A 10,394-nucleotide genomic window follows, 5' to 3' on the forward strand; every position below is an offset into this window, starting at 1 on the left:
AACAATCACCCTGGAAAGAGATCTTACCCCTGCAATTTTCAAAATCAATGTGCTATAAGAATGGGAGTTGCTTTGGAAAAAAGCAAGGTTGATTTAAGCTCGTTCAGAGGAGCCCGCTGTTGGTTTGACCATAATCCAAGACATATTTTGCGGGCACAGGAGCTTGCGGACTGGATTTAAAAAAAATACACAATATTTGGAATAAAGAGAGTGTACAAAAGAAAAGATCACCCAAAGATGTCAAGTGACGACTTTTACGGAAAGAAAGGCCTTATTTTTATAAAAGATGGTTGGGGACCAACAGACCATATTGATCTATGGAACGGATACAAAATGCAAGGTGGAACTTCTGGATTTTTAAGCAGAGGAGTAGAAATATGGTTTTGGCGGTTATCGTGAGGTGTATGCCCGAGGCGATGAGTACCGGTGAATAAAGCGATACGGATAGTAAACCTGGTGTATTAGCAGAATATTCAAAATTTAAAACAAAGTGTGGTTCAAAAACAGATTATAGGATAGAAATAGCCTACAATCTGCTTTTTCTAAAACTAAATAAACCATGATATCTCCTTTTTAAGAATGCCAAAAACATTAGTATCTTCATTTCTATGAAAATAATGTAAGTACAACAAATGCTTTGTTAATGGGTGAAACTGTAAAAATTTAAATGTAAATAAACCATCAACATATCAGTCTTTCAATGGATGCTTTCGTCGGTTCTTTTTACCTCTCTAAGAGGGAATGATTCACTTAACAATGTTCTCAAAAAAAGAAACCGCCCCGATAATCGGGGCGGTTTGTGGTCTCTCCAGGAATCGAACCAGGGACACAAGGATTTTCAGTCCTTTGCTCTACCAACTGAGCTAAGAGACCATTCTTAAAAACTCGTTGTTTCGTTGTTTTTTAGTGATGCAAAGATATACACATTCTGCATACTGCGCAAGTTTTTTTGTATATTTTTCAAAATAAATCAACATATTATTGATTATCAACGCCTTTTTTTTCAATAAAATCTTTATAATACTCACTCATCTCTTCTAACACAGGATTAATGGTACTTTCGGGCAGATCGCTAATCCGAATATACATCAATCCATCGATAGCATCATTAAAATTAGGATCTACATTAAAGGCTACCAGTTTTGCATTCTGTTTAATATATTTTTTAAGCAATACAGGCATTCTCATTTCTGGTTCAAAGTCGTCAATTAATTTATCGAACTTGTTTAGATCGTTATCTAAACCTTCAAAAAACATCAGCTTATCTCTTTCTTTAAGCTTCACCTTATATTCATTTTTTGGATGAATGTATTGGCCAACTACGGAATCGTAATAATGAGAGCGCATAAATTCTATCATCAGGGTCTTACTAAAATCGGAAAACTTATTGCTAATGCTAACACCTCCCATCAAAAACTTATGTTCAGGGTTTCTTAAACACACGTGTACAATACCTCGCCACAGTAAAAAGAGTGGCAAAGGTTTTTGCTGATACCCCTTCATAATATAGGCTCTTCCCATTTCAATCACTTTACGAAAGAAAGGCTGTAATTCCTGATCAAAATCGAATAGAGAACTGGTATAAAAACCGTTAATTCCATATTTTTTCATTACCTCAGCTCCTAAGGCCATACGATAAGCTCCGACTAATTGTTCTTCTTCTCTGTCCCACAGAATAAGATGATGATAATGTTTGTCATATTCATCTAAATCAAAAGGCATATTCGTCCCTTCTCCTACCTCCCGGAATGTAAGCTCTCGCTGTCTTCCTATTTCTCTCATTACAAAAGGAATTTCATCGGCATTGGTAAAAAATATTTCATAAGCAGCATTTGAAAACAACAATTTTCCTTCGGTATTTCGCAAATGCTCTATTTCTCCTGTTAAATGTTCTTTACTGGTCTCGGATATAATATTATGGGCTACATGATCATCTTGAGTCAGCTGAAATTTACTACTGAGGTTCGGAATTTTAAGATAGTCGGTAATTCGCTTCCTTTTATCGAAATAGGATTTCATCATATACACCTTTTTTCTGAGGAACTCTCCTAGCTCTTCGGGTGTATCATATTCTTTTTGTATTCTGGGTAAAATAGATTTACCTATTCGTATTTTAATCGGTTTCTCTCGACTATTCATCATCTCTGAGGGCAGCATAAGAGTCTGTAGATCTGGATGAAGTTTAGATAAACTGTAAAAAAGACGACTGTTTTTTGCATGAAAATACATGGGCAATACGGGTACGTTCATGCGCTGGATCAGTTTTAAAATTGGAAATTCCCAATCTTTATCTAAAATCTCATTATATCTATTATTTTTATTAGAGACCTCTCCGGCAGGAAATACACCAAAACAACCCCCGCCTTCTAAATGTTTCATGGCTGCGCGCATACCGCTAAAACTACTAAACACCTCTTTACGCCCTTCAAAAGGATTAACAGGAATAATATAGGGGCTCATCTCTGGTATTTTAGACAGAAGAAAATTTCCCATAATCTTAAAGTCTGGCCGAATATCGGAAATAATCTTAGCCATCAATATTCCATCTAAACCTCCTAAAGGATGATTCGACACCAGTATAAAAGGTCCGGATTTGGGAACCTTAGCCAAATCTTCTGCAAATACCCTATAGTTTACATTAAGCTCCTGCAAACAGGAATCTAAAAAATTATGACTTCCCTTATTTTTTAATTTATCATATACCCTGTTGAGTTTATCGATTTTCACAATTTTCATCATCGCTTCTGCCACAGGTTTTTTTAAAAAGCCCATATTTTCTAAACCAGCCGCCTTAATAAAGTCTTCCTTACTTACTAAGCTCATTCTCAATTATTTTGTTACCATTTGTAAGGTATTGACAGCCAGTTGTTCCATCAATACATTTTTGTTTTCATAAAATTTTTCAACATCATTCATATTTGCATTTCGGACCGTGAATAAGGCTACATCCGGCACTAAATGTGTTTTAAATTTTTCTGATAAAATTTCGTTCAGCCTTCCACTATTTTTAAATTTATCTTCTAAGCATAAAGCCAAAGAAATTGCTGTATTTTGTATTAAAGATACTTTAATTTTAAATTTAGACAACAATCCAAAAATAAAACTCATATGATCTTCGGCTATAAAAGAAAAATCCCGGGTTTCAATGGTCATAAAAGTTTGATTTTCCTTTAGTATATAGCTCTCTTTTCTAGGATAATTGATATCTTCTGAAACCTTTGTTCCGGGTTTATCGTCCTCTATAAAAGATTTCACAAAAAACGGAATGGATTTTTGCTTGAGAGGCTGGAGGGTCTTTGGGTGGATAACCGAGGCGCCATAGTACGCCATCTCTATCGCCTCTTCATACGATATATCTGCTAACAACTCCACCTGATCAAATTTTCTTGGATCTCCGGTCATCACTCCAGGCACATCTTTCCAAATCGTCATTTGCTCTGCATCCAGACAATAAGCAAAGATCGCCGCTGAATAATCGGAACCCTCGCGGCCTAAAGTCACAGTAAAGTTATTAGCATCAGAACCTATAAAACCCTGAGTAACAAAAGAATATTTTGTATTAAGTTGCTTAACATTTTCCTCCGTAAGTTTCCAATCCACCTCTCCTTCCCGATAACCAACATCCGTTTTGATATAATCCCTGGCATCCAACCAGGTATTGATGAGCTTTTCCTGAACCAAATACTCAGACAAAATTCTAGACGATATCATTTCACCACAACTAACCACTTGGTCGTATACAAAATTATAATTCGGTGATTTATTTCTTCTTAAAAATGATTCTATGTCATAAAAAAATTCTTCTATATCTCCATAAATCGTATGACCTTCCGGAAAAAGCCCTTTAGCAACATCAATATGAGCCTGTTTTATTTGAGTGGTTTGGGCTTTATAATCGCCCTTCGCAAAATAATTTTCCACCACTATTTCTAATGCATTTGTTGTCTTTCCCATGGCGGAAACAACAAGCATACATTGCTCAAAACCTTGATTTTTCAAAACTCTGGCAACATTTTTCACCCCCTCAGCATCCTTGACCGAAGCCCCTCCAAATTTGAAAACTTTCATTGTATTTCAGGTATTAATGTTAAATATCTCTCCTTTTTATTTCTGAATATAAAAATTTGTCAAAAGTATTAAAAATCAATCAAAAATAAAAAAAGGCATATTTGGTATATTTTTCCGAAATTTGGAAAAATCTAAATTCTATAGTATAATGTCAGAACAATCATTTCGTACTCTTGGAGAGTTTATTATCGATAAACAAGAAGATTTTAAATACTCTACAGGTGAATTGTCCCGTTTATTAAGCGCTATTCGCCTTGCCTCTAAAATGGTAAACCGCGAAGTCAATAAGGCCGGAATTTCCAATATCCTAGGCCAGGTAGGCAGTACCAATATACAAGGAGAAGACCAGCAAAAGCTGGATGTATTGGCCAATAATATCTTTATTAACTCTCTTTCACAACGCGAAGTAGTTTGTGGCATAGCCTCTGAAGAAAATGATGAGTTTATCGAAATAAAAGCCTCCGAAAATGCCCATATGAGCAAATACGTAGTTCTAATGGATCCCTTAGACGGTTCTTCCAATATAGATGTAAACGTCTCGGTAGGTACTATTTTTTCTATCTATAGGAGGGTAACGAAACCCGGATCCCCAGTACAGCTAGAAGATTTTTTACAAAAAGGCCAGCATCAAATAGCCGCAGGTTATATAATATATGGTTCTTCCACCATGATTGTTTATACCACTGGAAATGGCGTGAATGGATTCACTTTAGATCCCTCATTAGGGACCTTTTATTTATCCCATCCTGATATTAAATTCCCTACGAAAGGGAATATCTACTCCATCAATGAAGGTAATTACAGCAAATTCCCACAGGGAGTAAAAGACTATATCAAATATTGTCAGGAAGAAAAAGAAGATCGTCCTTACACCTCACGTTATATCGGCTCTTTAGTAGCTGATTTCCATAGAAATTTATTAAAAGGAGGCATCTATATATATCCGTCTACCGCTAACTCTCCAAACGGAAAACTGCGTTTGCTTTACGAATGTAATCCTATGGCATTTTTAGCCGAACAGGCCGGAGGTAAAGCTTCAGATGGATTTAAAAGAATTTTAGATATCTCCCCTAAAGAACTCCATCAACGCGTACCTTTTTTCTGTGGCAGCGCATCAATGGTTACCCAGGCCGAAGAGTGTATGAAGAATGCCATTGATACAAAACTGTAAAAATAAAAATCTGCTCTTTCCAATTTGAACGGGCATAGCCGAGTAAATTTCTTTCATGCAAGCAGAATTTCACCCTTATCAGCTTATTTTTAAACGCCCCGGAGGGACTTCCAGAGGTGTACTCACCCACAAGGATACTTTTTTTCTCCAAATAGAAAAAAACAAAAAAAAAGGCATTGGAGAATGTGGTATTTTTAGAGGATTAAGTTACGACGATGTCCCCCTCTATGAAGAGAAGTTAGAATGGCTTTGCCAAAACATTGATGCTGACTATGAATTTCTAAGACAAGAACTTGTAGGTTATCCCTCTATTTGGATAGGATATGAACAAGCCATGCTCAATCTAAAATATGGAGGAAACCTCTATTTCCCGAGTGATTTTACAAAAGCCAAAGAAAGTATCCCGACCAATGGACTTATCTGGATGGGAGAACTCAACTTTATGAAAGCGCAGATTGAAAAAAAGCTTAAAGAAAATTTTAAATGTCTCAAACTAAAAATAGGCATCAATTGGAAGGTGGAAAAAAAAGTATTGGAAGAACTCCGCAGTATATTTCCCGCCAGTGAACTGGAACTGCGTGTAGATGCCAATGGTGCCTTTACTACAGCAGAAGCTATAAGCGTGTTAAAAGAACTGGCAAGGTTGGAAATACATTCTATAGAACAACCTATAAAAGCTGGAACCTGGCAAGATATGGCCTACTTATGTGCCCACACCCCTACTCCAATAGCCTTAGACGAAGAGCTTATCGGCGTATTTGGTCCTGAAAAGAAGGAACAACTCTTAAAAAGTCTGCGCCCCCAGTACATCATATTAAAGCCCTCTCTGGTAGGGGGATTCTCCGGTTCGGACGAGTGGATTGATTTAGCAGAACGCTACCATATTGGATGGTGGATTACCTCTGCCTTGGAAAGCAATATAGGTCTGAATGCTATTGCACAATACACCTATACCAAAAAAAATCCGATGCATCAAGGTTTAGGCACCGGAGCGCTATTCACCAACAATACTCTAGCTCAGCTAGAATTAAAAGGCGAACATTTATGGATGAAAATGAGTTGTGCAGAGATTAAGATCTGAATCTAACATGGTATTCAGTCTTCTGTCCCATTTTTATCTTATCCACTCCATAGCACTATCCTTGCCGGCCACAAGACAAATGTTCAAGATATAGCACTTGATTCCTGATGCTTTGGTTAATCCTGATTAATTTTTATTTCATTAGATTCAGGTGCACTTCCGATTCGTCAACTATGGCTTATTAAGATTCGTAATAACCGATTAAAATGGTTAAATTTGCATCTTTAGAATAAATCTCAATGGAAGAAGAAAAAAAATCTCTCAATTTTATTGAGCAAATTATCGAGGAAGACTTGGCAAATGGCCTGGAAAGAAATAAAATTCGTTTTCGTTTTCCACCAGAACCCAATGGTTATTTGCACATCGGACATACCAAGGCTATTTGTATTAATTTTGGTCTCGGCGAAAAATATAATGCTCCTGTAAATCTACGTTTTGATGATACCAATCCTGAAAAAGAAGAACAGGAATTTGTAGACTCTATCAAAAGAGACGTAGAATGGCTAGGCTTTACATGGGATAAAGAACTCTACGCCTCAGATTATTTTCAACAGTTATACAACTGGGCTGTAGAAATGATAAAAAATGGAAAAGCCTATGTGGACGAACAAGCGTCAGCGGTGATTACCGAACAGCGTAAAAACCCTACTGAACCTGGGATTGAATCTCCCTATAGAAACAGACCCGCAGAAGAGTCTTTAGATTTATTCGAAAGAATGAAAAACGGAGAATTTGAAAGTGGAAAAATGTCGCTACGGGCAAAAATCGACATGAACTCTCCCAATATGAACATGAGAGATCCGGTGATGTATCGTATTTTAAATAAGCCCCACCATAGAACAGGAACAGCATGGAAGATTTATCCTATGTACGACTGGGCACATGGAGAATCTGATTACCTGGAACAGGTTTCTCACTCTCTTTGCTCCTTGGAATTCGAAAACCACAGACCGCTTTACAATTGGTATTTGGAGCAAGTAAAAGAAGAGAATAAAACACTGCCTAAGCAACGGGAGTTCGCCAGGATGAATGTCACTTATATGATCACCTCTAAGAGAAAACTTCAAAAATTGGTCTCTGAAAATGTGGTTACAGGTTGGGACGATCCTAGGATGCCTACGGTATCAGGGCTAAGAAGAAAGGGATATACTCCCCAGGCAATCCGAAACTTTATTGAACGTATAGGAGTCGCCAAACGCGAAAACCTCATCGATATCCAGCTACTGGAATTTTTTGTACGGGAAGATCTCAATAAAAAAGCCCAAAGGGTAATGGCTGTTATGGATCCTGTAAAACTCGTTATTGAGAATTATCCTGAAGGGAACGAAGAATGGCTGGATACGGAAAATAATCCCGAACAGAAAAATGCCGGAACACGAAAAATTCCATTTTCAAGAGAGCTATACATTGAGCGAGAAGATTTTAAAGAGCAAGCCAACAATAAATTCTTCCGTCTTAAATTAGGCGGCGAAGTGCGCCTAAAATCCGCTTATATCATCAAAGCGGAACGTGTAGATAAAGATGAAAAAGGCGAAATTACTACTATCTATGCTAGCTATGATGAAAAAAGTAAATCGGGAAGTGGTACCGAAGAAAGCTTAAGAAAAGTGAAGGGGACCTTACATTGGGTATCGGCTCCACATGCCATTCCTATGGAAGCAAGACTCTATGAGCGCCTTTTCACCGTAGAACAACCCGATGCTGAAAAAGAAACCGATTTTCTAGCGTTTATTAATCCTGACTCTCTTTGCACTGTAGAAGGCTTTGCTGAACCTAGCTTGAGAGAGGCTGCTATAGGCGAGCATCTCCAATTCCAAAGAATAGGTTACTTTACCAAAGACCCCGACTCTTCTGTGGAAAAACTCATCTTCAACCGGACTGTCACTTTAAAGGATTCTTATAAACCTTAAGATCATCTAAAAAGCAGTGAAACATTCACTGCTTTTTTTAATTTACTCCTAATTTATTCGCTACAATGGCGTTCATAATAATACGGGCATGAATGCGTGAGTTTTCAATAAACCAAAGATGAGTGTTCCTACCTCCACAAACGACCCCTGCAAGATAAAGCCCTGGCACATTGGTTTCCATCGTAGCATCATGATGATAAGGAATCTGACTGTCACCTTCTAATTCCACCCCTATCCTACTGATGAACTCAAAATCCGGAAGATACCCTGTCAAGGCGAGTACAAAATTGTTTTCAATTTCCTGAATAAGACCATTCTGATCTCTAAACACCACACTCTCTTGTTTAATTTCGGTAATTTCAGACTTGAAATAAGCTTTTATAGTCCCTTCGGAAATGCGATTTTCAATATCGGGGCGCACCCAATATTTCACCCTTTCTCCAATTTCACCGCCACGGATTATCATGGTTACATCTCCTCCTTTTCTATAAATTTCGAGTGCCGCATCCACCGAAGAATTACTAGCCCCCACGACGACTACTTTTTGTCGGGAATAGGGATAAGGCTCGCTATAGTAATGTTTTACCTTAGCTAAATGCTCTCCCTTTACATGCATAATATTTGGACTATCATAAAATCCGGTAGCCAATATAACGTGCTGTGCTGTGTATTCATTTTTTGAGGAAACTACGCGAAATATACCCTTATTTTTGACAATATCTATAACTTTTTCATAAAGGTGAATGTTGAGGTCTTTTCTATGAGCAATGCCTTGATAATACTCCAAAGCTTCCTGTCTTCCCGGTTTAGGGGAAGCACAAAGAAAGGGTATTTCATCAATTTCTAATCTATCCGAAGATGAAAAAAAACGCATATATAAAGGATAATGGTACAGGCTATTTACAATGGTTCCTTTCTCCAGTATAAGATAAGTAAGATTCTTTTTTTTAGCTTCCAGTGCACAAGCCAATCCTATAGGCCCACCGCCTACAATGATAAGATCGTAAGTATTCATACGACAAAATTACAGCAATCTATAGATTTGTGCTATCGAATATTCATTATATTTTGTTTGTTCCCAATTTATGCTTGGTGAACTTGATTCATTTCTTCTATGTTCTAATGGATTTTTATTAAAAACGGATTCTAATACACCTTATCGGATGGCTGCCATTTACATTGAAAAATAGAGAACAAAACTCCACGAAGAAATTTTTACCGAATTCGTTTAGTAAAAACAACATTAGAAAACGCAACATAAGGATCAATAAATAAGCATTATTTACATCAGGCCTTGCCTTATCTTCGCTCAAGACTATCATAAGCTTGCCGTAGGAAAGCAGAAATTTGAGTATCTCATATGGATAATCGCTAAAACACGATGAATGGGTTGTAAAATATTTTCTATTAATTTGTATTTATATTTATATATTTTTTTTAATATGAAAATAATCCAACATTCTTTCTGGCAAAGCTATTCTAATAGTATATTACTTTTGGGAGGCATTATTATTGGGAGTATCATAGGAATATGCTTCCCTAGTGCTGTGAACTACCTAAAGCCTATAGATATTTTTCTCAATTTACTCTTTATAACGATTACCCCTCTGTTTTTTTTTGCTATTGTCACTTCAATTTCGGATATTGAACAAAAAGGAAAACTTGGGAAAATAATATCTGCCATGTTATTTACCTTTTTATGCTTAGTGATTATTTCTGCTGTATTCAGTATTGGATTTATAATATTGCTAAATTAGGATAGTTTTTTTTATCTTTACTAAAAAAACAATGGATTGTCCAAAATGTCATGAGTCTGAAAAAGTAAAAAACGGTATTGTCAGGAATCTTAAAAGATACAAATGTAAAAATTGTGGATTTAATTTTACGGTATATAAAAGAGGGGGTGAATATTCAAAAACAATCAGAAAAAAGCGCTTCAACTTTATCTTGAAGGCTTGGGCTTTAGATCAATCGGCAGGATTTTAGATGTTAGCAATGTCACTATTTTGAATTGGATTCGTAGTTTTGGTTAAGAAATACAATCATTGCAATGTGAATCTAAGGAAATAAAAGTGGTAGAGTTAGATGAAATGCACACTTATATAGGGCGTAAAAAAAACACGGTTGGATCTGGATTGCTGTTGATAGATTTGGAAAAAGATTC

The 10,394-nt window shown here is 36.6% G+C and carries 8 protein-coding genes, 1 tRNA gene and 1 pseudogene; 6 read left to right on the forward strand and 4 right to left on the reverse strand.

Annotated features, from left to right (window positions below):
* Nucleotides 1–399: pseudogene (locus GNY06_RS14230) on the forward strand (T6SS effector amidase Tae4 family protein); the annotation flags it as partial.
* A 401-nt stretch (nucleotides 400–800) separates the two neighbouring features.
* On the opposite strand, the gene GNY06_RS07470 reads toward GNY06_RS14230, so the two are convergent.
* The 3 genes from GNY06_RS07470 to GNY06_RS07480 all read right to left on the reverse strand — a co-directional run bounded on the left by GNY06_RS07470 (nucleotide 801) and on the right by GNY06_RS07480 (nucleotide 4,068).
* A tRNA-Phe gene (locus GNY06_RS07470) sits at nucleotides 801–873 on the reverse strand.
* Between the two features lie 105 nt (nucleotides 874–978).
* Nucleotides 979–2,823, reverse strand: coding sequence for a lysophospholipid acyltransferase family protein (locus GNY06_RS07475; RefSeq protein ID WP_166519489.1), 1,845 nt, complete (start codon nucleotides 2,821–2,823; stop codon nucleotides 979–981).
* A gap of 6 nt (nucleotides 2,824–2,829) precedes the next feature.
* Entirely contained in the window at nucleotides 2,830–4,068 is a 1,239-nt protein-coding gene (locus GNY06_RS07480; protein ID WP_166519490.1) for an aspartate kinase, read from the reverse strand.
* A gap of 148 nt (nucleotides 4,069–4,216) precedes the next feature.
* Here GNY06_RS07480 and fbp point away from each other — a divergent pair, with 148 nt between their 5' ends.
* The 3 genes from fbp (at nucleotide 4,217) to GNY06_RS07495 (ending at nucleotide 8,230) form a co-directional block, all read left to right on the forward strand.
* On the forward strand, nucleotides 4,217–5,239 hold the full coding sequence (fbp, locus tag GNY06_RS07485) for a class 1 fructose-bisphosphatase (RefSeq protein WP_166519491.1): 1,023 nt from the start codon (nucleotides 4,217–4,219) through the stop codon (nucleotides 5,237–5,239).
* 55 nt (nucleotides 5,240–5,294) lie between these two features.
* Entirely contained in the window at nucleotides 5,295–6,320 is a 1,026-nt protein-coding gene (locus GNY06_RS07490; protein ID WP_166519492.1) for an o-succinylbenzoate synthase, read from the forward strand.
* A gap of 239 nt (nucleotides 6,321–6,559) precedes the next feature.
* On the forward strand, nucleotides 6,560–8,230 hold the full coding sequence (locus tag GNY06_RS07495; protein ID WP_166519493.1) for a glutamine--tRNA ligase/YqeY domain fusion protein: 1,671 nt from the start codon (nucleotides 6,560–6,562) through the stop codon (nucleotides 8,228–8,230).
* A 37-nt stretch (nucleotides 8,231–8,267) separates the two neighbouring features.
* Here GNY06_RS07495 and GNY06_RS07500 read toward each other — a convergent pair whose 3' ends face one another.
* Entirely contained in the window at nucleotides 8,268–9,245 is a 978-nt protein-coding gene (locus tag GNY06_RS07500; RefSeq protein WP_166519494.1) for a YpdA family putative bacillithiol disulfide reductase, read from the reverse strand.
* 427 nt (nucleotides 9,246–9,672) lie between these two features.
* On the opposite strand from GNY06_RS07500, the gene GNY06_RS07505 reads away from it, so the two are divergent.
* Nucleotides 9,673–9,987 carry a cation:dicarboxylate symporter family transporter gene (locus tag GNY06_RS07505; RefSeq protein WP_166519495.1) on the forward strand — a complete coding sequence of 105 codons (315 nt, stop codon included), beginning with the start codon at nucleotides 9,673–9,675 and terminating at the stop codon, nucleotides 9,985–9,987.
* A gap of 31 nt (nucleotides 9,988–10,018) precedes the next feature.
* Nucleotides 10,019–10,216, forward strand: coding sequence for an IS1 family transposase (locus GNY06_RS07510; protein ID WP_166519496.1), 198 nt, complete (start codon nucleotides 10,019–10,021; stop codon nucleotides 10,214–10,216).
* The last annotated feature ends 178 nt before the right edge of the window (nucleotides 10,217–10,394 follow it).

The organism is Elizabethkingia argenteiflava, assembly GCF_009904105.1.
Taxonomy (GTDB): domain Bacteria; phylum Bacteroidota; class Bacteroidia; order Flavobacteriales; family Weeksellaceae; genus Elizabethkingia; species Elizabethkingia argenteiflava.